This window comes from Rickettsia endosymbiont of Urophora cardui (genome assembly GCF_964030725.1).
Lineage (GTDB): Bacteria > Pseudomonadota > Alphaproteobacteria > Rickettsiales > Rickettsiaceae > Rickettsia.
The window spans coordinates 188944-213385 of record NZ_CAXIPY010000006.1; the positions used below are offsets into that span (position 1 = coordinate 188944).

Here is a 24442-nt window from a genome sequence, read left to right on the forward strand (position 1 = left end):
GCAATGTTTAATAGGATTTAGATCTGGTGAATATGTGAGTAAATACAAAAACTATGGTAAAAACCTTTCCGCGTTAGCTATAACAATAGTGCTTTTATACCATCAATCACCTTGTAAAAACTTTAAATATTTTTATATGTCCTATCTACAATTATATAAATCAGACTTTGTAACTCTTCCATCATATACTCGTTTTATAGCTCTAAAACCAAGAGTTCTGAGTTATTTAGTTTTATTACTTGAATGGTATATGCAGGCAGCTCAATCTACGGGAATTTCTTATATTGACGCCACATCTTGAGGGGTTTGTCATCGAAAAAGAATCTCTCGTAATCAAGTCTTTGCCGGTATTGCTGCTTTGGGTAAAACAACAAAAAGTTGGTTTTTTGGTCTAAAATTACATTTGGTTATTAATGAAAAAGGTGAGATTCAAGGTCTAAAACTAACGCCTGGTAATGTAGATGATAGAGCGCCGGTTTCGATAATCACCAAACATATCACGGGATTATTGTTTGGCGATAAGGGTTATATCAAACAGGAGCTCTTTGATGATCTATACAGCAAAGGAATCAAGTTAGTAACTGGCATAAAGAAGAAAATGAAGAATAAACTTATGCCATTATTTGAAAAAATATTATTACGCAAACGCTCAATTATCGAAACGGCTCTGTCTCTGATGAATGAACATTAGAATTACCCATGACGAATATTAAAATTACCCATTTTTGAGTAAAAAATATTGTCTAAAGTGTTACATTATTATCCTCCGATTTTATAGTTAATTTTTTGCCTTTAGCTGTAGCGATTCTATAACTTTCAGTATTGAGTTCAAGAATTGAAGAATGGTGAACCAATCTGTCAATAACTGCTGACGTAGTCATTTCATCTTTAAAAATAGTATTCCATTTTGCAAAAACTAAATTGCTAGTAATTAATACACTACGCATTTCATAACGTTCAGCTAATAAGGTAAATAAAACATCAGTTTCTTCACGATTATATGGTACATATGATATATCATCAATTATCAATATTTCGAGTCTTTTGCAATGATTGTGTAAATTTTTGTTGAGCCTATATTAGAAGTAATTAAAAATATAGGTAACAGAAATGCAAATAGAGAAGAATAAAAAAATAAATGAAGCAATAGATTTGCTGATAGAAGGCGGAGTAGATTTAAAAACAGTACTAAGTCAGAATGGCTTTGTTGCATAAATAAGCTTTTGAATATACTGCCCCTAACCCCGCAATGCTAGCCTAGCCAACAGGCACAGAGATAGGTTTACCAATTTCAAACATTTTGTTTAATAAGTGGCATTTAATAGACATTTCTTTTGTCATATTTTGAGTCTTTTGCAATGATTGTGTAAATTTTTGTTGAGCCTATATTAGAAGTAATTAAAAATATAGGTAACAGAAATGCAAATAGAGAAGAATAAAAAAATAAATGAAGCAATAGATTTGCTGATAGAAGGTGGAGTAGATTTAAAAACAGTACTAAGTCAGAATGGATTAATTAAGGAATTAACCAAGGGTATTTTAGAGCGAGCACTGCATGCTGAGATGTCAGAACATTTAGGTTATAGCAAGTATGATAGAGCTGAAACTGAGAATGCGAGGAATGGTAGTTTTAGTAAGAATCTGATTAGTGAGAATGGTACTATAGAGCTAAATGTTCCAAGAGACAGACAAGGTAAATTTGAACCTATAATAGTCTCAAAGAAACAAACAAGAATAGATGGCTTAGACCAAAAGATAATATCCTTATATGCGAAGGGTATGAGTGTGTCTGATATTAAAACACAATTGCAAGAATTATATGGAGCTGAGATCAGTGAGAGCCTAATCAGCAGGATTACAGATGAAGTAATAGATGAGGTCAAGATTTGGCAGAGTAGACCTCTTGAATCAGTATACCCTATAGTATATTTTGACTGTTTAGTAGTGAAAGTAAGACAAGATAAACTTATTATTAATAAATCAGTATATGTAGCTTTAGGAATAGATTTATCTGGCAGAAAGGATATTTTAGGCTTATGGATAAGTGAGAATGAAGGAGCTAAATTTTGGCTCGGTAATTTTACTGAAATGAAGAATCGAGGAGTAAAAGATATCTTAATTGCTTGTAGTGATAATCTAACTGGTATGTCTGATGCTATTGCATCAGTATATCCGAAAACTGAACATCAAATTTGTATTGTCCATCAGATCAGGAATAGCCTCAAATATGTATCATATAAAGATAGAAAGCAATTAGCAGCGGATTTGAAACTAATCTATACTTCTGCTACTGAAAAAGAAGCAGAATTAGCTCTTGAGTCATTTGATCAAAAATGGAGTAAGCAATATCCGCATATAGCTAAATCTTGGTATAATAATTGGGATAATTTGATAATTTTCTTGCAATATCCAAAGGAGATTCGTAAGATTATTTACACTACAAATGCGATAGAATCGCTGAATAGCCAATTGAGAAAAGTTACTAAGAATAAACGCATCTTTCCAAATGATGACGCAGTATTTAGTCCGTCCGCCAAAACTCTAAAAGCCTTATAGGCAATAGGGTTTTAAGGCAAAAATGCATAGTAAAATCCATAAGAAAATGAAAGGTTTTATATCAAAAGCTTATGGAAATACAAAAAAATGACAATAAAAAAATGAATGCATTTTGGGAAATAGTGTGGTTTTTAATACAAAAATTTAAAATCAGCCCTCAAAATTAGAGTAATTTGCTCTAAAATCGCACTATTTTTGGAAATTAGTGACACAAGTGATATTTTTTAGAGTTTTGGCGGAGGGACTATTTAAGGTTTTATATCTGACAATTGATTATATTACCAAAAAATGGTCTATGCCTATCCCCAATTGGAATGAAGCTATGGCTCATTTTATGATCAAATTTGATGGTAGAATTTAATGGTTCACGAAATTTACACAATTGATGAGACAGAGCCCATATTTTGATCATGTCTTGATAGAAACTTACTACCAAAAGAAGTTTTAAATCGAAAAAACGTGTTCTCTACACGCTCCCTTCTACCATAATTATTCTTTACCCTCCATGCTTGGTATCCTTTGTTTTGTTGATATATAACAGCTGCATCTCTCTCAGTTTTATCCCTAAGCGATTGAACTTTTACTGAAGAGTTTGGGGGTCTAATAACTGGTTTTATCTTCTTCTTTCTCAACAATTGATATGTAGATTCACCGTCATACCCTCGATCTCCCAGAAAATCCTTGGCTCTGACATTAGCTATTAGTAGTCCAATCTGTGATCTATCATCTATAGTATGCTCTGTGGTACTATCGGCAAGTATCATACCTTGATCTTCTATAACGATATGTAGCTTTTTCCATATGCGACGCTTATATTGCTTACCATGCTTATTTTCTAGCCATTCGTTCCCTGTGTAGGCTTGTATCCCTGTACTATCCATTGAAATACAACTAAATTCTTTATCTTGATTTCCATGTAAATACCTAAGATCTAATGACTTCATACGCTTACTTAATGTTGTATAGTCTGGACATCTAATAGATAAACCCGATATTTCAAAGAGCCAGTTTATAAAGCCTTGGGTTTGGCGTAACTTAAGACCGAATAAGCATCTGATCTTCAAACACTGTAATATAGCGTGATCACTATAGCGTCTAGGTCTTCCTCGTTTCATTTCCTCTCTGTAATCAGCATACCAGCCAATCGCCAAATCACTGGCAATCATAAAATCTATGCGACCCCTATTGCGTAAAAAATTATTATATTCTGACCAATTCGTTATTTTATATTTAGAATACTTGCGTGATTTACTAAAAGGGGCTTTCTTCCGAGATCTCATATAATCTGGATTATTTTTAATTCAGGACATCTTACCAGATTATCACCACTCTTGCTCTACAAATCTTATTTATGCAACAAAGCCATGCCTATCCCCAATTGGAATGAAGCTATGGCTCATTTTATGATCAAATTTGATGGTAGAATTTAATGGTCCACGAAATTTACACAATTGATGAGACAGAGCCGCAATAATACTAATCAAGAAACTAGATAATGGATATATTTCAAAACCAATAATTTAGTATTACCATATAGTTTTTCACGTATAATTTCAATATTTTCATCTAAAACATAATCATCTGTTTTAGCCATTTCAACGACTATTATAGCGTCTGCATTGAGCCAGTTATTCTTTATAAGCAGCTTCATTACTTTCGTCACTATTTTATTATGATAAGGGGGGTCAACGAAGACGAGATCAAAAGCTGTGTTTGCTTTTGGCAGATTTAAGGCATTAATATTAACGAGATTAACTTTATTATGAATATTTAATGTTTTAGCAAATTCTTCGGCTATTTTTAATGAATATAGATCAATATCAATTAAAGTAGCAAAGCCTGCTCCTCTTGATAGACTCTCAAAAGCTAGACTACCGCTACCAGCGAATAAATCTAGTACTTTAATATTTTCATTGAATAATTTATCACCTATAAACTCACCGGAAGTTAATATGCTAAATATTGCTTCCTTAAGTTTACCAGTAGAGGGACGATATTTAATATTTTTAGCAATAGGTATTTTCTGATTTTGAAATTTACCTGATATTATTTTTAACACTTATATAATTTTTTAGTTACTTCTCGGTATTCATTCGGCTTAAGATTATCAAGTTTAAAATCACCATACTCAGTTCTAATTAGCTTATTAACTTTTAATCCAAAATGCTCGAATATTCTTCTAATTTCCCGATTTTTGCCTTCAAACAAAATGACTTCAAGCCATGAGTTAGTGGAGTTTTTCCTAAGCAACTTTATTGATTGCGGATTATAAAATATTCCGTCAATTTCTAAGTTGTTATAATTACTTTTTAATAGAAGATCAGGATTTCCATAAGCTCTAACATGATATACTCGTTTTAACTTACTTGAAGGTAACTCAAACTGCCGAGCTAAATCACCATTATTGGTTAGTAATAATAAACCTTCACTATTTAAATCTAACCTACCTATTGAAATTACCCGAGGTAAACCTGTTAATTGTTCGAATACGATTTTACGGGATAGCGGATCTTTATGGGTGGTAATTAAACCAACAGGCTTGTAGTAAATCCATAGCCTTGATTTTTGAGAAGAGGTAATTAATGAACCTGATACCTCAATTTGATTGTCAATATTAACATTTGTAGCGGGCGACGTAACTGTCATGCCGTCTACTTTTACTTGCCCGTCAAGAATTAGTTTTTCGGCATCTCGTCTAGAACAAACTCCGGCATTACTGATGAATTTAGCTAATCTCTGCACTTTATTATTTTTTTAGGCTCATGATTCTGATGTCACGCAATAAATAATCTAATTTACGGCTAGCTTATATTTTAAATTCACTAGTTTTATATGACAGTTGATACTACATTTATTGTTTGCTACCTTAGTAGAAGAAGGGTTTTTAGAACTTTTAGCCAAGGTTTTATTTAAGGATTTATTCACTTTAATATTCTTCAAAAACTTTTCGGTTTCAGCATGTAAATATTCTATTTTTACTTTAGCTAAACCTTGCTTTTTAAAAGCTAAAACTTCGGCTGCTTTTGCAGATACATCTATTATGCGGTTTGGCTTAAAAGGTCCACGGTCATTAACCATTAAAATTACTGATTTATTATTAGCTTTGTTAGTTACTTTAACTAAACATGGAAGAGGAAGAGTTTTGTGAGCAGCTGTTAATAAATTCTTATTAAACATATCCCCATTAGCAGTTTTTTTACCATGGAACTTGTCGCCGCCTCCACCATACCAAGAAGCATAGCCTGTTTCAGTAAAGCTTTTTGGAGCATTAGGTTTATAAGTTTTCCCCTTTATTTTATATTGGCTACCCACCTTATAATACCCTTTATAAACTAAATTATGGGGATCGTCTTTTGATAGTTCTTTATGTGAATGCTTACGAGAACATGGTAGCTTTTTTGAATTATTACAACCACTTAAGAAAAAACAATAAAAGATTAATAAAATTAGTAAAACAAATTTATGATTCATCACCCTCAGTGTTACTATTAAAATGATCTGCTATTTTAGCATAACACACAACTTTTTCAACACCTTTTATTTTTGAGGCAAGATCAGCAAAGTTTGCTAGCTCTTCTTCTGACCTTGCAACCCCGAATAAATAAACCACGTTATCTACTGTTAAAACAGTATAATTAGCAAATTTAATATCCTTTCTGACTAGATTCTTAGCTTTAATCTGTGCTGTTATCATACTATCTCTAGTATATTGTGCTAAATCAAAATGATTGCTGTTTTTACTTACCTTTAACTCATTAATTACTTCAGTTACGCCTTTTTGATTCCAAGCAATCTCTACTGCTTTCAACGCATCTTCTTCTTTCTGAATGTTTCCTGTTAAGAGCACTCTTCCTTCAGATACCTCAACTTTGATTTTAGCACCTAATTCTTTAAAATTATTTTTTACTAAATCAGCTTTAATACCGGCTGAAATTCTTGAATCATTTAATGTTCCAGATATTGGCTGATCTTTTGAAGCAACAATACCAGTAGTAGTTGCTGCGGTAAAAATAGCCGGTAAACAACCTGAAAGATTAAAGACTAGAGCTATAAAAACTAAAATTCTTAACATAGTATTATTAATAAATGAAAAGTTGGTAGACAAGTATACCTTTAATACTTCAAGATTTGGCAAGCCAAATTTCGGGATTCATATTTGCTCAGTAGTTTATCTACGTTCCGCAGACTCACCGCTTATTTGACTTACCACCTTTTGAAGTATTTGCGGTATATATAACTATATTTTACTATCGGGTAACTTATTTTTCAATAGTAGAGGCAATTGAAGTAAAATGAATACAAAAGTAATCGGCACTACGCCGAATACTTTAAACTTAACCCATGTTTCATCTGGGAAATTACGCCAAACTATTTCGTTAACTATAGCCATGAAAAAGAAAAAAGTTGCTGTTCTGTAGCTTAAAGTAATCCAACTTTCTTCTTTGAGGCGGATTATACTTTCTAAAGCATATTTAATAAAAGGATTTTTCTTAATACCGCTTGTAAGGAAAATTATTCCAAACATAACATATAATATAGTCGGTTTGATTTTTATATACATCGAATCACCACTAATTAAAGTTATAATACCTGAAACAAGTAATACAGCTGTAGAAATAATGGAAAGCTTCGACACTTTTTTATCTATAATATAACAAAGGGTAATACAAATAACAGAAGTAATAAGCATATAAAGGGTAGCACTTTGTATGCCGCCACCATAAAAAAATCCTGCGAAGAATGCTACTACTGGACCAATTTCTGATAAAAGTTTAAACATATTTTGATATTTCTTAACTTATTTGTTGTGTATTTTCTTTTGGTAATGGTGCTAAGATATTTTTAGAGTATCTTAGTCGCACTTGTATGAAAATATTTATTAATAATATAGTGGTAAAGTAAGCAAGCACTTGTAAACCATTAGGTCTTGCAATATAACCAGTAACAATATGTAAAATTTTACCTATCATACTTCTATCTGCTACTAACCAAGAGCTATCCCAAACTTGATCAGATAAAAACATAACTAAACCAGATGAGGTTAAAATTCCTGCTGCACTCGCTGCAAAACCACCTGCGATCAACATTAATAATATAGTAGAAATTTTAAAAATATATTTTTGATTGGCTATTTTAATTAAACCAAAATATATTATTAGACCAAGTAGAAAGCCGCTTGTAGCACCTATGATTAAGCCCTGTATATAGTTACTACTTGTTATAGTTTCAACTGAAGAAATACTATATACCAAAATAATAATTTCTGCACCTTCTCGCAATATAGTGCTAGCGACTAAAAAAACCAACATTAAATAGCTGGAATTACCTTCATGGATTTTTGTTGAGATATTGTTTATATGCTGCTTTACTTTCGTCCCATAGCCTTGCATCCATATTATTGTCCAGCTAAGTAAAATAGTGATCAATATCATAATTCCGGAGTCAAATAATTCGTCCCCCATGCCGCCGAAAGATAAAGATAACTTACGAGTAAAAAAGGCAAAAATTGAAGCGGATACTACCCCAAGCATTCCACCAGCAATAATATAAATACGTGATTTTTCTATATGCTTTGTTACTGCAAGTATTATACCAACTAACAAAGATATTTCTAAACATTCACGAAATACTATTAAAGCAATTTTAAACATATTTTTACCTAATCCTTAACAATTAAAAAACCTTGTGCTATATCTTGGTGAAAATCTCCAAAAAAATCATATTTTCCCGGCTTTAAAGGAGCAAGTATAATTTTTATAGAATCATGTGGCATCACGATTTTTTCTCGATGTAAATCATGACTTTCAAATTCTTCTACAGTATCATCTTCATTATGAATAACTAATCTTATTTTAGTAGATTTTGGCACTTCTACTATGTCTGGAACAAATTTATGATCCTTTATAACTATTTTTATTTCTAGTATCTCTTCATTATTATTAGAATTTTTATTTGCTGAAATAAAAAGACTTATCCCTGCTATTAATAAAAATATTAAACTTGCCAATATAATAATATTTTTATTCTTTTGATTCGTTTGCATATTAAACTCCCAGCTTACATAAAGTTTAAAACAAATTTTTGTTTACAAAATTTTTAACGGTCTCACATATTAAATAAATTCGCAGAACTAAATTTGCCTATCCCCGAGGCAAGCCTACGGGGTATTTACGGCAAAATTTCCTGCGGACCGTCCTGCTTTGATTCAAATAATCGTGGCAAGCCACGGGGAATTTAACCCAACAGGGATTAAATTTCATATCTTTAATAATTATAAAATTTACCCTGCAAATTTTATTAAAGCTACAAGATATACAATAATTATCATAATGACAAGCACAGATAATAAAATATAATTTTTTTGTTTCTTAATATCAGATATTTTACGTTGTTTCATATTTATTATTTAAAATCATTAATTTCAAGCATTAGATATTCATTTAAAGGTAATGATTCCTGTGAAATTATCTTATTTATATTAGAGCCCAAGGCCTTAAAAGTCTGTCCTTTTGCAATAACAGTTCGAGTACCTACCGGTACTTTACCTTGCAAAGCATAAGAAAAAATTAAAGGATAGGTAATATCACCGATTTTCATATCGACTTTTTGCCCTTTAGCTTTTGAGTCGTATAACACTTCACCATTTGCAAGGCGAGTAATTTTAGCATTAAAAGCTATCTTTTCACCACATAATAAAGGAATACGATAAGCTATTTCATTATCATAAATTTTAACTTCATTACTGTTAATAAAATTTTGTGGCAATATAGATTTGAGCATTACATTAACTCTATATGCACTATCGGCATTATCATTATTAGCACCAACACTAGCAGCATATTTAGCAGGAATAATAGCCTCTCTTGCTTGCCCTACATTCATTCCTACTATTACGTTATCAAGACCAAGCATTACAGCACCCGAACCTATGGTAAAAGTTTTAGTATCTTCTGAGATTAAATTATTACTCATATCTGATATTTGATAAAATACTGTAACTACATGACCACAAGAAGCAGGACCAACGTTCCCAGTACCAATTGTATTAATTTTAAACAGAGAGGTTATTAAATCTTTATGTACAGGAATAGTATAATCTTTAGTATCTATAGGTTTATTTAATGGCTGCAAAATATTTTCGAAGAATGCTTTACCTTCCTCAGTTTTAAGAGCATTAATTACTATTTTGGAAATTGTTCGTTCAAATAAATTGCCATTTAGAGAGACAGGAGGATCGTTATTAATACTAACTTGATTTTCGTTATTAGCTGAGTTATTTATACTTGCTTGTTCTATAATCGTAGCATTATTATCATCAGAGGAGATTTTTAACTTTGCTATATTATAAAGTACTAAAGCTACAATTATTAAAGATAGAAGTTTTTGCATATTAATAATATTAGTATTACAATTAAATTTACTATAACAATCAATTATTTAATAATCAAATGAGAATAAAAATAATTTGATTAATATGAATAATTGTTTTAATTTGATTATAGTATAGATCGGGAGTCGTCATTGCGAGGAGCGTAGCAACGAAGCAATCTCATGAAAGAAATATAAAATTCCTAAGATTGCCGCGTCGATGCTACGCATCTCCTCGCAATGACGAAAAATAACAAAAAATAAAGTGGTGAAAAGTGAAAAAATTTATATTTTGTTTTTTATGTTTCTGGACATTAAATATATTTGCTGCTTCCAAAGGCTATCCTAATAAGCTTAATCGTTGTAAAATTACAAGAAATATATTTAATGATTATGAACCAAAAGTTTTTGAGCCTACCAATAATTTATTACGTAAGACAGGGCAGATATCTAGATTTTATGGTGAAAAAGTCATAATTAAAGGAATAGTACTGGATCAGAATTGTGTGCCAGTTGCAGATGCTAAAGTTTATTTATGGCAAGCAGGTAGCGGTGGTAAGTATCCTTATGAACCTTTAAAAACACGTGTTGATAAAAGCAGATTTACCGGTAAAAAAGATTCTAGCTTTACTGGTAGCGGTACTGCTACCACTAATAATAAAGGAGAATATTACTTTGTCAGCATGTTACCTTATAAATCGGCTGGTAATCTAAAAAGTGTTAATATAAGAGTAGAGCATGCAGATCTTAAAACATTAGACACACGTTTAGATTTATCTAATAAAAATATATGTAGCAATGAATGTGGTGAGATTAATCCCGCTTTGATTGAGCCTCAACAACATTTACAATCATATTGTTTTGACTTAGTATTACAAGGTACAACATTGAAGAGATATTGATATAATGTCATCCCGTGGCTTGACCAATAATACAGGACAGTTTTAAAAAAATGTTATATTTTATTCAGGTGTAGGTGACCTTATATGTCATTCCCGCGGAAGCGGGAATCCAGAAAAAAAAGCATAAATACAGCAAGCTTTAAGAACTAAAAGCTCGATTTATCTCGTTTTATGCTGGATTCCCGCTTCCGCGGGAATGACATGGAATAAAACTATCCGGTACTATTCGCTTTTCCACGGGATTTCGTGTTACAAATATATATCCTAAGATCCCGAGATCGAGCCGCGGGATGACACATCAGTCGGTGGTTCTAAAGGTTTTTTTATGCCGCAGCTACATAACATAGTGCATAAAAGTAAAAGTACAACGAAATCAAATTTTTTCATTACAATAATAAATTATTTTATGGGTTTAAGTAATTATAATAAATATTTTTTGACCATTACAGTATTGTTATTATTAATAATAGTTTTTACTCCTAAAATTTATGCAAATCCTAAGAATGGCTCTAATATTCCTGATGATATAATTTTTTTTGATGAAGAAAAAAATCAATATTCTCTTGATCAGTTTGAGGGAAAAACTATATTATTAGTATTTTGGGCTACTTGGAGTGCTAATTGTGTAAAAGAGATGCCCGATCTTGATACATTACAGAAAGATTTTAGAAAGTTGTCCTTCTCAGTGATTCCAGTTTCAGAAGATTATCAAGACGTAAAAGTTATTATAGAGTATTATAAAAGTTACCAGATAAGATATTTACCAATTTATCAAGATTATAGAAATCAGCTATTTAAGGCTTTAGGAGTAATTAGTTTACCTACAAGCATATTAATAGATCCAAATGGTAAAATAGTAACTAGTTTTATTGGTAATACCAATTGGTATGATGAAAAAATTAGGGAAACTATTTTATCTGCTATACCAGGAAATTATCCAGAACCTAAAAATAGCTATAATGGGCAATCTTTGAATAAACCAGCAAAACCTTTGCAGCCTATAAAAAAAGGAACAGTAAAAGACCTAATAAATCCTTTAGAAACACCGGATGAAGAAGCACCAAACGATAACAATGAGCAAGATAATGAACGAAGTAAATAAATCAACTATTGCGAATGCAGAGTTTGAACCAATAATAGCTAAACCTCAGATAAGTAAATTAGAGCAATTATTGGCTTCGATCTTTGGTGATTCTAAAGAAGTAGTTGCCGTTTTACGTTTAAACGGCGTTATAGGTAAAGTTAGTACTGTGCAGTCAGGGCTTACTTTAGAGCCACTAAATGAGCTAATAGAAAAAGCTTTTAAAATAAAAAAGCTAAAAGCTTTGTGTCTTATTATCAATTCCCCAGGTGGATCGCCTGTACAATCGGAACTTATTGCAAAACGTATCCGCACGCTTGCTAAAGAGCATAAAATCAAAATTTATAGCTTTATAGAAGATATGGCCGCCTCAGGTGGTTATTGGCTAGCTTGTGCTGGTGATCAAATATATGCTTTGCATAGCTCGATTATAGGTAGTATCGGTGTAGTCTCAAGTGGTTTTGGCTTCCATGAGGCAATTAATAAGCTTGGAATAGAAAGAAGAGTTTATACAGAGGGGAAAAATAAAGCAGTTTTAGATCCTTTCAAACCTATTAACAAAGAGGATGTAAAAATTATTAAAGATCTACAAAAGCAAATTTATGAGCATTTTGTTGATTATGTAAAAACAAGAAGAGTCGGTAAATTAACTCAACAAGACGATATTTTATTTAATGGCGAATTCTGGGCAGGACGAACAGCTCTTGATTATGGTTTAATTGATGACCTTGGCGATATGTATAGTACTATGAAAGCTAAATTTGGTGATAATATTAAATTTCAGTATCTTTGTGCTAAACAGCCATGGATTAAAAGAAAGCTCGGTATGGCAAGTAAAATACTCACTGATAATTTTGCTGACTCCTTAATTAATGCAGTTGAAAATAAGATTATTAACGATAAATTTGATATAAAGTAACATGACTATAACACAAGTTAAAATTAAGAAATTAGATAATTTTTTCGGCAAATTGCCTGAATATGCTACGGATCATAGTGCTGGTATGGATTTAACGGCAGCAAACGAGCAACCTATAACTATAAAAGCAGGTGAGATACAGCTAATTCCAACTGGTATAGCTATTGCACTACCGGAATTATTCGAAGCCCAAATAAGACCACGTTCAGGGCTTGCCGCCAAAAATGGCATTACAGTTGCTAATTCCCCTGGTACTATTGATGCTGATTATCGTGGTGAGATAAAAGTTATTCTTATTAATTTAGGTAAAGATGACTTTGTTATAGAAAAAGGTATGAGAATTGCTCAAATGGTAATATCAAAATATGAGCGTATATCATGGAAAGAAAGCGAAACTCTTGAAGAGACTGCAAGAGGTAGTGGCGGCTTCGGTTCTACAGGAGTATACCTTTGATACTTCAAGATTTGGTAAATACTCAGATATAGCTAACGCGAAAAGGTTTTTACCATAGTTTTTGTATTTACTCACATATTCACCAGATCTAAATCCTATTAAACATTGCTGGACTAACTTTAAAAACTGTTTACATAAAATGGAAAGTTCTATAATTAATTAAGCCAGATATAATCAATTTTTAATCTCTCAGGGTTTAATTCCCCGAAGCTCTGCTTCGTGATATCATAAGAAACAACTAAAACTTTTTTAGATACCTCGTAGCTCTGCTGCGAGGAGCATCATTTAAATATAGATATATCATGGCTCATTTAACGATAGATGAAAGATTTAAAATATACGAAATGAATAAGAGTGGTTATAGCTCGCGATATATAGGGACAAAGATTGGCCGTGATAAAAGCACTATATGTTATGAACTCAAGAGAATGAGGCATAATTATAGACCAGATAGGGCTAACACACTTGCTTGCAGTTTAAGGCAAGGTAAGAGAAAAAGAAAATTAGATATTGATAATAATTTACGAGCAGAAATAATAAAGCAGTTAACACAGGGTATTTCACCAGATATAATTTCAGGTAGACGTAAACTATCACGAGATACTGTCAATATTTCTACAGAGAGTATATACCAGTTTATTTATACATCTCCTATAGCACAAAGGCAAAAATTATATTTATCTTTAGCAAGAAAAAGGAAAAATAGGTTGCATCATGGTACAAGAATCAGAAACAAAAGAATTACAATACCAAATCGAGTTTCCATTACTGAAAGACCAGAGATAAATAGAAAGATAGCAGCAATAGGTCATTTAGAAGGTGATTTAACTTTTAACAAAGGTAATCAAAGTCGTAATATAGGCGCTCTTGTGGATATCAGAACACAAAAAGTGTTTCTCACTTTAAACCGTTCAAAAAGAACACAAGATGTGATTGGTAACATGAATAAAAAACTTAAACAATTGTCGCATATAATCAAAAGCATAACGTTAGATAATGGCAAAGAATTTACCAATCATGAACAACTATTGCCAAAATCTGAACGAAAAGTATATTTTTGCAATCCTTATTCTCCATGGCAAAAACCATTGATAGAGAAGATTAACTCAATGGTGCACAGAGTATACTCTAAATCTTTAGATATAAAAAAATTAACAATAAAGCAATTACAAGAAATTGAGGATTTTTTAAATAATTTACCAAGAAAAGTGCTCGGTTATAAAACACCCAATGAGGTATGGGAAGAAAATATAAATCTGGCTTAATTAATACTGGAATTTACCAATTATTGATTAATGCCTAAGTTTTTCCTAATCTGTGGTAGAAACATTTCCGTGTTAGCTATAGAACTTCAAAAATTGGCTACGTCGTTCTATAAGTACTGCGATGCTCACGTATTAAGTAACTGCTGTCGCTCCTCGTCTTATGAACTCCTTGCTCTTTTTGAAGTTGATCTTCGTATAAGTCAAATTTCGGGATTCGTCTTTGCTCACGTAGTTTATCTACGTTCCGCAGACTCACCACTTATTTGACTTACCAACTTTTGAAGTATCTGCGGTATATAAATTTAGTCATTATAACTCATGAAAATTCTAGCATTTGATACGGCAAATAATACGGCATCGGTAGCACTCTCAGATAACGACAATATCTTAGCGTATGCGGAAGAATTACGTCCATCTATGCAGGCAGAAAATCTAATGCCGATGATAGAACAAGTAATGAAAGCTGCTCAGTGTTCGTATGATGAGCTGGATTATCTAGCAGTAACAAACGGTCCTGGTAGTTTTACAGGAATTAGGATAGGGCTTGCTGCGGCTAAAGGTATATTATTTGCCAAAGAGAATATTAAAGGAGTAGCGGTTAGTAATTTTGAGCATGCTTATTTTAGAGCTATAGGGCAGGTTAAAGATTACGATCAAATATATGTATTCTTAAACGCCTATCGTAGTCAGCTCTATTTACAGATTTTGGATAAATCAGGTAAAACAGAAGAACCGTTATTAATAGATTTTGATTATGCTATAGGTCTGCTTAAGTATGAGAAAAGGAATATAGTTTGTTGCGGTAGTGGTCTTGAATTTATATATACTCAAGTTAAAAATCTGCCGCATATAATAATTCTGCCACGCTTTGCTAGAGTTAAAGCTTTTATTATTTGTAGATATGTAGCAAGTATGCTTATAAATAAGGCGGAATTAAATAGTGCTATAGAACCACTTTATATCCTCCCACCTGATGCTAAAATAAGCGTCATAAATAGCAAATTATAGCAATAATTTACTATTTATATTAAAACCTTTAACCGCATAGCGAAAATCTAGGGAGCTTGCTCCCTAGATGGATAGCGTTATAATATAAGCGTTGGCATATTATAATTTAGTAGAATGGAATTGAGGCGTAATAGTCATCATGTTTTTAGAATAATGTATCACTTTGTGTGGATACCAAAATCAACTAAACGCAATGGATAAAATTGAAAAAGAAACAAAGCAGTTTAACCTGTTTTGAAACTCGGTCGCTTGCGGCCGAGTTCTTCATACCAATATTGCTTTAGAACAATGCGCATCGTTAATACCTAACGTTTCAACAAGAGGCATAGAATTTTCAGTATAACTTGTAATGTGATATAAATTAGGTATCTGGATATTTTTTTCAATAGAGATATTTTGCATCACTTGTGGTAAATCATGACTCGAAATAGTTATTTTTAATCTCTCAGGGTTTAATTCCCCGAAGCTCTGCTTCGTGATATACTACTTGAATGGAAGAAAGCAGTTATATACATAAGAGTCATAATGTCACAGTACTAATATATCGGAAAGTTCTATAATTAATTAAGCCAGATATAATCAATTTTTAATCTCTCAGGGTTTAATTCCCCGAAGCTCTGCTTCGTGATATCATAAGAAACAACTAAAACTTTTTTAGATACCTCGTAGCTCTGCTGCGAGGAGCATCATTTAAATATAGATATATCATGGCTCATTTAACGATAGATGAAAGATTTAAAATATACGAAATGAATAAGAGTGGTTATAGCTCGCGATATATAGGGACAAAGATTGGCCGTGATAAAAGCACTATATGTTATGAACTCAAGAGAATGAGGCATAATTATAGACCAGATAGGGCTAACACACTTGCTTGCAGTTTAAGGCAAGGTAAGAGAAAAAGAAAATTAGATATTGATAATAATTTACGAGCAGAAATAATAAAGCAGTTAACACAGGGTATTTCACCAGATATAATTTCAGGTAGACGTAAACTATCACGAGATACTGTCAATATTTCTACAGAGAGTATATACCAGTTTATTTATACATCTCCTATAGCACAAAGGCAAAAATTATATTTATCTTTAGCAAGAAAAAGGAAAAATAGGTTGCATCATGGTACAAGAATCAGAAACAAAAGAATTACAATACCAAATCGAGTTTCCATTACTGAAAGACCAGAGATAAATAGAAAGATAGCAGCAATAGGTCATTTAGAAGGTGATTTAACTTTTAACAAAGGTAATCAAAGTCGTAATATAGGCGCTCTTGTGGATATCAGAACACAAAAAGTGTTTCTCACTTTAAACCGTTCAAAAAGAACACAAGATGTGATTGGTAACATGAATAAAAAACTTAAACAATTGTCGCATATAATCAAAAGCATAACGTTAGATAGTCTATCCGCCAAAAACACTTCAAATCCTGATCATTTGTAATGGGATAGAGTTTTGACAACAAATTGCTAAGATTTTCAATAAAAATTAATAAGTTATGTTAATTTTTGAGTCTTTTGCAATGATTGTGTAAATTTTTGTTGAGCCTATATTAGAAGTAATTAAAAATATAGGTAACAGAAATGCAAATAGAGAAGAATAAAAAAATAAATGAAGCAATAGATTTGCTGATAGAAGGTGGAGTAGATTTAAAAACAGTACTAAGTCAGAATGGATTAATTAAGGAATTAACCAAGGGTATTTTAGAGCGAGCACTGCATGCTGAGATGTCAGAACATTTAGGTTATAGCAAGTATGATAGAGCTGAAACTGAGAATGCGAGGAATGGTAGTTTTAGTAAGAATCTGATTAGTGAGAATGGTACTATAGAGCTAAATGTTCCAAGAGACAGACAAGGTAAATTTGAACCTATAATAGTCTCAAAGAAACAAACAAGAATAGATGGCTTAGACCAAAAGATAATATCCTTATATGCGAAGGGTATGAGTGTGTCTGATATTAAAACACAATTGCAAGAATTATATGGAGCTGAGATCAGTGAGAGCCTAATCAGCAGGATTACAGATGAAGTAATAGATGAGGTCAAGATTTGGCAGAGTAGACCTCTTGAATCAGTATACCCTATAGTATATTTTGACTGTTTAGTAGTGAAAGTAAGACAAGATAAACTTATTATTAATAAATCAGTATATGTAGCTTTAGGAATAGATTTATCTGGCAGAAAGGATATTTTAGGCTTATGGATAAGTGAGAATGAAGGAGCTAAATTTTGGCTCGGTAATTTTACTGAAATGAAGAATCGAGGAGTAAAAGATATCTTAATTGCTTGTAGTGATAATCTAACTGGTATGTCTGATGCTATTGCATCAGTATATCCGAAAACTGAACATCAAATTTGTATTGTCCATCAGATCAGGAATAGCCTCAAATATGTATCATATAAAGATAGAAAGCAATTAGCAGCGGATTTGAAACTAATCTATACTTCTGCTACTGAAAAAGAAGCAGAATTAGCTCTTGAGTCATTTGATCAAAAATGGAGTAAGCAATATCCGCATATAGCTAAATCTTGGTATAATAATTGGGATAATTTGATAATTTTCTTGCAATATCCAAAGGAGATTCGTAAGATTATTTACACTACAAATGCGATAGAATCGCTGAATAGCCAATTGAGAAAAGTTACTAAGAATAAACGCATCTTTCCAAATGATGACGCAGTATTTAAGGTTTTATATCTGACAATTGATTATATTACCAAAAAATGGTCTATGCCTATCCCCAATTGGAATGAAGCTATGGCTCATTTTATGATCAAATTTGATGGTAGAATTTAATGGTTCACGAAATTTACACAATTGATGAGACAGAGCCGTTTTATATCTGACAATTGATTATATTACCAAAAAATGGTCTATGCCTATCCCCAATTGGAATGAAGCTATGGCTCATTTTATGATCAAATTTGATGGTAGAATTTAATCTCTCAGGGTTTAATTCCCCGAAGCTCTGCTTCGTGATATCATAAGAAATAACTAAAACTTTTTTAGATACCTCGTAGCTCTGCTGCGAGGAGCATCATTTAAATATAGATATATCATGGCTCATTTAACGATAGATGAAAGATTTAAAATATACGAAATGAATAAGAGTGGTTATAGCTCGCGATATATAGGGACAAAGATTGGCCGTGATAAAAGCACTATATGTTATGAACTCAAGAGAATGAGGCATAATTATAGACCAGATAGGGCTAACACACTTGCTTGCAGTTTAAGGCAAGGTAAGAGAAAAAGAAAATTAGATATTGATAATAATTTACGAGCAGAAATAATAAAGCAGTTAACACAGGGTATTTCACCAGATATAATTTCAGGTAGACGTAAACTATCACGAGATACTGTCAATATTTCTACAGAGAGTATATACCAGTTTATTTATACATCTCCTATAGCACAAAGGCAAAAATTATATTTATCTTTAGCAAGAAAAAGGAAAAATAGGTTGCATCATGGTACAAGAATCAGACAGGAGTTTCGCACTTAGCAAAGTTGCGAATCAGTTAAAAGCCATCTGATATTGTTTTGAATTGATGTTTTTATAACTTCCCAAGTTTGTTGATATAAAGTAATGTTTTCATTTATCCTCCTTTTATTCATATCAAGTCAGGCAAATACTGCAAGGCAAATATGATTTCTTTGAGCTCGGCCCGTGCGTGCCTGACAGCGTTCAATACCACAAGTTTGTTTTAATTCTCGATGATAAACCTCTATAGACCAACGTGCCTTAACAATTTTCTCTATTTGCTCACGTGTGGGATTTTCCAAGTTCGTTGTTATGTAATCAATGCGACCATTCTTTGCCACAAACTTAAATACCGTAACCCAACCGTATCCACGTAGGTGAATTTTTAGCCCCTCATCGGGTATCTCTAAACTTTCCAAGCTAACATTATGATTAACTTTTCTATTTTTCCTTAGGGTGGTAACCCATAGCCAGCCTAAATTACGTATATGTTTTAAATTCTCCAACCCGCTATACCAAGCATCCATGACTATGGCATCAGGATTGAGACCTCTTTCTTTAGCTAAAGTAAGCATATCACAAAAATGCTCATTCTTTGTTTTACCATCAGTGTCTTTATCATATATTCTATAATCTACGGGAGTAGATTGAGCAATTTTAGTATTGTAATGTAGTAAGTTTACCATTCCTATACCAGGTATAACATCATGTACAGCTCCAGAATATTGATAACGTACAAGCTCAATCTTCTGACTGTATTGCTTTGATAATAAGGTGTCATCCCCCACTAATAAACACGGTGCTTCCCAATCTATATATTTTGACACTTCCTTATAGATTTCGCTATAGCTAACACGGAAATGTTTCTACCACAGATTAGGAAAAACTTAGGCATTGATCAATAATTTTATGTAAACAGTTTTTAAAGTTAGTCCAGCAATGTTTAATAGGATTTAGATCTGGTGAATATGTGAGTAAATACAAAAACTATGGTAAAAACCTTTTCGCGTTAGCTATAGGACGAAAATCCTTACTCTTTAACCATCGACTTGCACTATCGTGAGATAGATCTACTGGACTCACTTCAGATAATGCCTTGCTAGTATATCTGACACTACTTGCTTGTAAAAATGATTTATATAAGTCCTTGCTACATTTTGTTCTTGTCATTTTTATCTAAAACTATTTTTCTCTAGATTAACATACTTTTTGCTAAGTGCGAAACTCCTGTCAGAAACAAAAGAATTACAATACCAAATCGAGTTTCCATTACTGAAAGACCAGAGATAAATAGAAAGATAGCAGCAATAGGTCATTTAGAAGGTGATTTAACTTTTAACAAAGGTAATCAAAGTCGTAATATAGGCGCTCTTGTGGATATCAGAACACAAAAAGTGTTTCTCACTTTAAACCGTTCAAAAAGAACACAAGATGTGATTGGTAACATGAATAAAAAACTTAAACAATTGTCGCATATAATCAAAAGCATAACGTTAGATAATGGCAAAGAATTTACCAATCATGAACAACTATTGCCAAAATCTGAACGAAAAGTATATTTTTGCAATCCTTATTCTCCATGGCCAAAACCATTGATAGAGAAGATTAACTCAATGGTGCACAGAGTATACTCTAAATCTTTAGATATAAAAAAATTAACAATAAAGCAATTACAAGAAATTGAGGATTTTTTAAATAATTTACCAAGAAAAGTGCTCGGTTATAAAACACCCAATGAGGTATGGGAAGAAAATATAAATCTGGCTTAATTAATACTGGAATTTACCATTCTCTTAATTTATATAGCTTATTATTTGGGTTTAATTCTTCTTTTAATTTATAACCAAACAGTTTCCCTTGTTCTTGCGATTTGATAATGTTGTCTATTGGCATTGACTGAAATCCATAAGGTTTATGACCATATTTTATCATTTTCTTACGGATTGTTGTATTACTTCTTGTCTTAAAACCATATTATCTATAAGGCTTGTAGAGTTTTGGCGGACGGACTATGTAGCTTTAGGAATAGATTTATCTGGCAGAAAGGATATTTTAGGCTTATGGATAACAGGAGTTTCGCACTTAGCAAATAATATGCTAATCTAGAGAAAAATAGTTTTAGATAAAAATGACAAGATCAAAATGTAGCAAAGATTTATATAAATCATTCTTACAAGCAAGTAGTGTAAGATATACTAGCAAAGCATTATCTGAAGTAAGTCCATTAGATCTATCGCACGATAGTGCAAGTCGATGGTTAAAGAGTAAGGATTTTCGCCCTAGCGAAATCTATAGCAAAGTGTCAAAATATATTGATCTGGAAGATCCTTGTTTATTAGTGGGAGATGACACCTTATTGTCAAAGCAATACAGTAAGAGGATCGAGCTTGTAAATTATCAATATTCTGGGGCTGTACATGATGTTATACCTGGTATAGGAATGGTAAACTTACTGCATTACAATACTCAAATTGATCAATCTACTCCTGTAGATTATAGAATATATGATAAAGAAACTGATGGTAAAACAAAGAACGAGCATTTTTGTGATATGCTTACTTTAGCTAAAGAAAGAGGTATCAAGCCTGATGCTATAGTTATGGATGCTTGGTATAGTGGTTTGGATAATTTAAAACATATACGTAATTTAGGTTGGATATGGGTTACCAACCTAAGAAAAAATAGAAAAGTTAATCGTAATGTTAGCTTGGAAACTTTAGAGATTCCCGATGAAGGGCTAAAAATTCACCTACGTGGATACGGTTGGGTTACGGTATTTAAGTTTGTGGCAAAAAATGGTCGCATTGATTACATAACAACTAATTTAGAGAATCCTACACGTGAGCAAATAGAGAAAATTGTTAAGGCGCGTTGGTCTATAGAAGTTTATCATCGAGAATTGAAACAAACTTGTGGTATTGAATGCTGTCAGGCACGCACGGGTCGAGCTCAAAGAAATCATATTTGCCTTGCTGTATTGGCCTGGCTTGATATGAACAAAAGGAGGATAAATGAAAACATTACTTTATATCAACAAACTTGGGAAGTTATAAAAACATCAATTCAGAACAACATTAAATGGCTTCTAACTAATACACAATTTTGCTAAGTGCGAAACTCCTGTGAACATCAAATTTGTATTGTCCATCAGATCAGGAATAGCCTCAAATATGTATCATATAAAGATAGAAAGCAATTAGCAGCGGATTTGAAACTAATCTATACTTCTGCTACTGAAAAAGAAGCAGAATTAGCTCTTGAGTCATTTGATCAAAAATGGAGTAAGCAATATCCGCATATAGCTAAATCTTGGTATAATAATTGGGATAATTTGATAATTTTCTTGCAATATCCAAAGGAGATTCGTAAGATTATTTACACTACAAATGCGATAGAATCGCTGAATAGCCAATTGAGAAAAGTTACTAAGAATAAACGCATCTTTCCAAATGATGACGCAGTATTTAAAGTTTTATATCTGACAATTGATTATATTACCAAAAAATGGTCTATGCCTATCCCCAATTGGAATGAAGCTATGGCTCATTTTATGATCAAATTTGATGGTAGAATTTAATGGTTCACGAAATTTACACAATTGATGAGACAGAGCCGTCAAGCGTCCTGAGATTGCCTCAAAGCTATGCTCCTCGCAATGACGTGGATGTTGAAATGACATAAAGGACATACAGTTATTGTAATATTTATAAGGTATATATGCAAGAATTTGATTTAGTAGTAATAGGAAGCGGTCCTGCTGGTTATACTGGTAGTATAAGAGCCGCACAACTTGGTATGAAAGTAGCGTGTATCGAAAAAAATAATACACTTGGTGGTACATGTCTAAATATAGGGTGTATACCTTCTAAAGCACTGCTTAATTCTTCTGAAAAATATGAAGAAGCTTTAAAGCATTTTGAGAATATTGGTATTACTGCGGAAGTGAAGCTAGATTTACAAAAAATGCTCGCTAATAAAGATAAAGTGGTTTCAGATCTTACAAAAGGTATAGAAAGTTTATTTGCTAAGAACAAAATGACTAGAATAAAAGGTGAAGCTAAAATTATATCTAATAATATTATTGAAGTAGGTGGCGAGCAGATTTCGGCTAAAAATATCCTAATTGCTACCGGTTCTAGTGTAATAGAAATCCCAAATATTAAAATTGATGAAGAATTTATCGTCTCTTCGACCGGTGCTTTAAAGCTTTCAAAAGTGCCTGAAAATTTAATAGTAGTTGGTGGTGGTTATATTGGCTTAGAGCTTGGCTCGGTTTGGAGGCGTCTAGGTTCTAAAGTAACAGTAGTAGAATATGCTGATAGTATTGTACCAATGCTTGATAAAGAAGTCGCTAGCCAATTTATGAAGCTTCAACTGAAACAAGGGATAGAGTTTAAGCTAAAGACTAAAGTATTATCTGCAGAAGTAAAATCCGGTAAAGTTAACCTTACAATAGAAGAGGGTGGTAAAAGCTCTGTAATAACTTCGGATGTAGTACTTATGGCGGTCGGCAGAAAAGCCTACACACAAAATTTAGGTCTTGAAGCTGTTGGCATTAATACAGATAAACAAGGTAGAATTGAGATTAATGAGCATTTTCAAACTGTTGTACCAAATATTTACGCAGTTGGTGATGCTGTAAAAGGTGCTATGCTTGCACACAAGGCTGAAGAAGAGGCGATAGCTGCCGCCGAAATTATGGCAGGGCAGGCGGGTCATGTAAATTACAACCTGATCCCAAGCGTAATATATACTTCCCCCGAAGTAGCAAGCGTTGGTGAAACTGAAGAGCAATTAAAAGAAAAAGGCGTTAGCTACAAAGTGGGTAAGTTCCCATTCTTAGCCAATAGTAGGGCAAGAGCAGTAGGTAAAACTGAAGGGATGGTGAAGATTCTTGCCGATAGTAAAACTGATAAGGTGCTAGGAGCTCATATTATCGGGGCTGATGCAGGAACTCTAATAGCCGAGCTTACGGCTTATATGGAATTTGGTGCAGCTGCAGAAGACATAGCAAGAACTTGCCACGCCCATCCAACTTTAAGCGAGGCAATCAGAGAAGCAGCTCTTGGGGTGGATAAAAGAACTATCAATATTTAATTGTCATCTAGTTGCTTGTGGCTCTAATATCATTCCCGCTTAAGGATTGCCCCGCGCGTGGATATAGCTTAATCCATTAAGATACTGACACTAAATTTGTGGGATGCCTTATGACATATTAAACATTACCACCATGTAAGGACCTTAGTGAAATAAGCTATACCAAATCGTCATTGCGAGTGGGCATTGTTGCGTGGTTCCGATATCATTCCTGCCGAAAGCAGGAATCCAGAAAAAAAGCATAAATACAGCAAATTTTTAACTGAAGTTTTGACAAAAATTCTAATTTTTCTGACTAAAGTAAACA

General features: G+C 32.6%; 22 protein-coding genes and 8 pseudogenes. 16 read left to right on the plus strand and 14 right to left on the minus strand.

What is annotated here, in order from left to right; translation table 11 throughout:
- Positions 1-79: 79 nt before the first annotated feature.
- Positions 80-679, plus strand: a pseudogene (locus AAHI98_RS08575) (IS982 family transposase); the annotation flags it as partial.
- A 64-nt stretch (positions 680-743) separates the two neighbouring features.
- On the opposite strand, the pseudogene AAHI98_RS08580 reads toward AAHI98_RS08575, so the two are convergent.
- Positions 744-1058, minus strand: a pseudogene (locus AAHI98_RS08580) (ATP-binding protein); the annotation flags it as partial.
- Between the two features lie 361 nt (positions 1059-1419).
- Here AAHI98_RS08580 and AAHI98_RS08585 point away from each other — a divergent pair.
- Together AAHI98_RS08585 and AAHI98_RS08590 are read left to right on the plus strand one after the other, a co-directional pair.
- A pseudogene (locus tag AAHI98_RS08585) lies at positions 1420-2523 on the plus strand (IS256 family transposase); the annotation flags it as partial.
- A 265-nt stretch (positions 2524-2788) separates the two neighbouring features.
- Positions 2789-2917, plus strand: a complete 129-nt coding sequence (locus AAHI98_RS08590; RefSeq protein WP_342225642.1) for a hypothetical protein — start codon at positions 2789-2791, stop codon at positions 2915-2917.
- Between the two features lie 13 nt (positions 2918-2930).
- Here the strand turns inward: AAHI98_RS08590 and AAHI98_RS08595 are convergent, their stop codons facing one another.
- The 9 genes from AAHI98_RS08595 to AAHI98_RS08635 all read right to left on the minus strand — a co-directional run bounded on the left by AAHI98_RS08595 (position 2931) and on the right by AAHI98_RS08635 (position 9945).
- A complete protein-coding gene (locus AAHI98_RS08595; protein ID WP_342225643.1) occupies positions 2931-3836 on the minus strand; it encodes an IS5 family transposase in 906 nt (301 codons plus the stop codon).
- 200 nt (positions 3837-4036) lie between these two features.
- Entirely contained in the window at positions 4037-4615 is a 579-nt protein-coding gene (rsmD, locus tag AAHI98_RS08600; protein WP_342225644.1) for a 16S rRNA (guanine(966)-N(2))-methyltransferase RsmD, read from the minus strand.
- A complete protein-coding gene (locus AAHI98_RS08605; protein WP_342225645.1) occupies positions 4609-5298 on the minus strand; it encodes a pseudouridine synthase in 690 nt (229 codons plus the stop codon). The genes rsmD and AAHI98_RS08605 overlap by 7 nt, the downstream gene beginning before the upstream one ends.
- A 48-nt stretch (positions 5299-5346) precedes the next feature.
- The gene (locus AAHI98_RS08610) at positions 5347-6027 is read right to left on the minus strand and encodes a septal ring lytic transglycosylase RlpA family protein (RefSeq protein ID WP_342225646.1); all 681 of its coding nucleotides are present in this window, start codon (positions 6025-6027) and stop codon (positions 5347-5349) included.
- Positions 6017-6628: a BON domain-containing protein gene (locus AAHI98_RS08615; RefSeq protein WP_342225647.1), complete on the minus strand. Its 612-nt coding sequence runs from the start codon at positions 6626-6628 to the stop codon at positions 6017-6019. Before AAHI98_RS08615 ends, AAHI98_RS08610 begins: the two co-directional genes overlap by 11 nt.
- A gap of 165 nt (positions 6629-6793) precedes the next feature.
- A complete protein-coding gene (locus AAHI98_RS08620; protein ID WP_342225648.1) occupies positions 6794-7336 on the minus strand; it encodes a septation protein A in 543 nt (180 codons plus the stop codon).
- 13 nt (positions 7337-7349) lie between these two features.
- Positions 7350-8207: an FTR1 family iron permease gene (locus AAHI98_RS08625; RefSeq protein ID WP_342225649.1), complete on the minus strand. Its 858-nt coding sequence runs from the start codon at positions 8205-8207 to the stop codon at positions 7350-7352.
- Between the two features lie 8 nt (positions 8208-8215).
- A complete protein-coding gene (locus AAHI98_RS08630) occupies positions 8216-8599 on the minus strand; it encodes a cupredoxin domain-containing protein (protein WP_342225650.1) in 384 nt (127 codons plus the stop codon).
- Between the two features lie 359 nt (positions 8600-8958).
- The gene (locus AAHI98_RS08635; RefSeq protein WP_342225651.1) at positions 8959-9945 is read right to left on the minus strand and encodes an FKBP-type peptidyl-prolyl cis-trans isomerase; all 987 of its coding nucleotides are present in this window, start codon (positions 9943-9945) and stop codon (positions 8959-8961) included.
- Between the two features lie 254 nt (positions 9946-10199).
- Here AAHI98_RS08635 and AAHI98_RS08640 point away from each other — a divergent pair, with 254 nt between their 5' ends.
- A complete protein-coding gene (locus AAHI98_RS08640; protein WP_342225652.1) occupies positions 10200-10826 on the plus strand; it encodes a dioxygenase family protein in 627 nt (208 codons plus the stop codon).
- 264 nt (positions 10827-11090) lie between these two features.
- Here AAHI98_RS08640 and lptM read toward each other — a convergent pair whose 3' ends face one another.
- A complete protein-coding gene (gene lptM / locus AAHI98_RS18140) occupies positions 11091-11213 on the minus strand; it encodes an LPS translocon maturation chaperone LptM (protein ID WP_410526224.1) in 123 nt (40 codons plus the stop codon).
- A 19-nt stretch (positions 11214-11232) separates the two neighbouring features.
- Between lptM and AAHI98_RS08645 the strand changes: the two genes are divergently transcribed.
- The 8 genes and pseudogenes from AAHI98_RS08645 to AAHI98_RS08680 form a co-directional block, all read left to right on the plus strand.
- Positions 11233-11928: a TlpA disulfide reductase family protein gene (locus tag AAHI98_RS08645; protein WP_342225653.1), complete on the plus strand. Its 696-nt coding sequence runs from the start codon at positions 11233-11235 to the stop codon at positions 11926-11928.
- Positions 11912-12826, plus strand: a complete 915-nt coding sequence (locus AAHI98_RS08650; RefSeq protein WP_342225654.1) for a S49 family peptidase — start codon at positions 11912-11914, stop codon at positions 12824-12826. Before AAHI98_RS08645 ends, AAHI98_RS08650 begins: the two co-directional genes overlap by 17 nt.
- Before the next feature lies 1 nt (position 12827).
- Positions 12828-13280 (plus strand): dUTP diphosphatase, encoded by a 453-nt coding sequence (gene dut, locus AAHI98_RS08655; RefSeq protein ID WP_341792335.1) that lies wholly within the window; start codon positions 12828-12830, stop codon positions 13278-13280.
- A 302-nt stretch (positions 13281-13582) separates the two neighbouring features.
- Positions 13583-14545, plus strand: coding sequence for an IS30 family transposase (locus tag AAHI98_RS08660; RefSeq protein WP_342224646.1), 963 nt, complete (start codon positions 13583-13585; stop codon positions 14543-14545).
- A gap of 318 nt (positions 14546-14863) precedes the next feature.
- On the plus strand, positions 14864-15553 hold the full coding sequence (tsaB, locus tag AAHI98_RS08665) for a tRNA (adenosine(37)-N6)-threonylcarbamoyltransferase complex dimerization subunit type 1 TsaB (RefSeq protein ID WP_342225655.1): 690 nt from the start codon (positions 14864-14866) through the stop codon (positions 15551-15553).
- 707 nt (positions 15554-16260) lie between these two features.
- Positions 16261-16992: pseudogene (locus tag AAHI98_RS08670) on the plus strand (IS30 family transposase); the annotation flags it as partial.
- A gap of 143 nt (positions 16993-17135) precedes the next feature.
- Positions 17136-18350, plus strand: a complete 1215-nt coding sequence (locus AAHI98_RS08675) for an IS256 family transposase (protein ID WP_342224662.1) — start codon at positions 17136-17138, stop codon at positions 18348-18350.
- A gap of 262 nt (positions 18351-18612) precedes the next feature.
- A pseudogene (locus AAHI98_RS08680) lies at positions 18613-19047 on the plus strand (transposase); the annotation flags it as partial.
- Positions 19048-19055: 8 nt separating this feature from the next.
- Here AAHI98_RS08680 and AAHI98_RS08685 read toward each other — a convergent pair.
- Positions 19056-19883, minus strand: a pseudogene (locus AAHI98_RS08685) (IS701 family transposase); the annotation flags it as partial.
- 142 nt (positions 19884-20025) lie between these two features.
- Positions 20026-20208 (minus strand): hypothetical protein, encoded by a 183-nt coding sequence (locus AAHI98_RS08690; protein ID WP_342225658.1) that lies wholly within the window; start codon positions 20206-20208, stop codon positions 20026-20028.
- Positions 20209-20261: 53 nt separating this feature from the next.
- Here AAHI98_RS08690 and AAHI98_RS08695 point away from each other — a divergent pair.
- A pseudogene (locus tag AAHI98_RS08695) lies at positions 20262-20807 on the plus strand (IS30 family transposase); the annotation flags it as partial.
- A 13-nt stretch (positions 20808-20820) separates the two neighbouring features.
- Here the strand turns inward: AAHI98_RS08695 and AAHI98_RS08700 are convergent.
- A complete protein-coding gene (locus AAHI98_RS08700) occupies positions 20821-20970 on the minus strand; it encodes a hypothetical protein (protein WP_342225659.1) in 150 nt (49 codons plus the stop codon).
- Between the two features lie 196 nt (positions 20971-21166).
- On the opposite strand from AAHI98_RS08700, the gene AAHI98_RS08705 reads away from it, so the two are divergent.
- The 3 genes and pseudogenes from AAHI98_RS08705 to lpdA all read left to right on the plus strand — a co-directional run bounded on the left by AAHI98_RS08705 (position 21167) and on the right by lpdA (position 24135).
- Entirely contained in the window at positions 21167-22147 is a 981-nt protein-coding gene (locus AAHI98_RS08705; protein ID WP_342224656.1) for an IS701 family transposase, read from the plus strand.
- A 21-nt stretch (positions 22148-22168) separates the two neighbouring features.
- Positions 22169-22615, plus strand: a pseudogene (locus AAHI98_RS08710) (IS256 family transposase); the annotation flags it as partial.
- A 140-nt stretch (positions 22616-22755) separates the two neighbouring features.
- Positions 22756-24135, plus strand: coding sequence for a dihydrolipoyl dehydrogenase (gene lpdA / locus AAHI98_RS08715; protein WP_342225660.1), 1380 nt, complete (start codon positions 22756-22758; stop codon positions 24133-24135).
- Positions 24136-24442: the final 307 nt, after the last annotated feature.

Coding starts and splice junctions, on each gene's coding strand:
- AAHI98_RS08595 (WP_342225643.1), bottom strand. CDS start 3,836: ATGAGATCTCGGAAGAAAGCCCCTTTTAGTAAATCACGCAAGTATTCT.
- AAHI98_RS08610 (WP_342225646.1), bottom strand. CDS start 6,027: ATGAATCATAAATTTGTTTTACTAATTTTATTAATCTTTTATTGTTTT.
- AAHI98_RS08615 (WP_342225647.1), bottom strand. CDS start 6,628: ATGTTAAGAATTTTAGTTTTTATAGCTCTAGTCTTTAATCTTTCAGGT.
- AAHI98_RS08620 (WP_342225648.1), bottom strand. CDS start 7,336: ATGTTTAAACTTTTATCAGAAATTGGTCCAGTAGTAGCATTCTTCGCA.
- AAHI98_RS08625 (WP_342225649.1), bottom strand. CDS start 8,207: ATGTTTAAAATTGCTTTAATAGTATTTCGTGAATGTTTAGAAATATCT.
- AAHI98_RS08630 (WP_342225650.1), bottom strand. CDS start 8,599: ATGCAAACGAATCAAAAGAATAAAAATATTATTATATTGGCAAGTTTA.
- AAHI98_RS08635 (WP_342225651.1), bottom strand. CDS start 9,945: ATGCAAAAACTTCTATCTTTAATAATTGTAGCTTTAGTACTTTATAAT.
- lptM (WP_410526224.1), bottom strand. CDS start 11,213: ATGAAAAAATTTGATTTCGTTGTACTTTTACTTTTATGCACTATGTTA.
- AAHI98_RS08645 (WP_342225653.1), top strand. CDS start 11,233: ATGGGTTTAAGTAATTATAATAAATATTTTTTGACCATTACAGTATTG.
- AAHI98_RS08650 (WP_342225654.1), top strand. CDS start 11,912: ATGAACGAAGTAAATAAATCAACTATTGCGAATGCAGAGTTTGAACCA.
- dut (WP_341792335.1), top strand. CDS start 12,828: ATGACTATAACACAAGTTAAAATTAAGAAATTAGATAATTTTTTCGGC.
- AAHI98_RS08660 (WP_342224646.1), top strand. CDS start 13,583: ATGGCTCATTTAACGATAGATGAAAGATTTAAAATATACGAAATGAAT.
- tsaB (WP_342225655.1), top strand. CDS start 14,864: ATGAAAATTCTAGCATTTGATACGGCAAATAATACGGCATCGGTAGCA.
- AAHI98_RS08675 (WP_342224662.1), top strand. CDS start 17,136: ATGCAAATAGAGAAGAATAAAAAAATAAATGAAGCAATAGATTTGCTG.
- AAHI98_RS08690 (WP_342225658.1), bottom strand. CDS start 20,208: ATGACAAGAACAAAATGTAGCAAGGACTTATATAAATCATTTTTACAA.
- AAHI98_RS08700 (WP_342225659.1), bottom strand. CDS start 20,970: ATGATAAAATATGGTCATAAACCTTATGGATTTCAGTCAATGCCAATA.
- AAHI98_RS08705 (WP_342224656.1), top strand. CDS start 21,167: ATGACAAGATCAAAATGTAGCAAAGATTTATATAAATCATTCTTACAA.
- lpdA (WP_342225660.1), top strand. CDS start 22,756: ATGCAAGAATTTGATTTAGTAGTAATAGGAAGCGGTCCTGCTGGTTAT.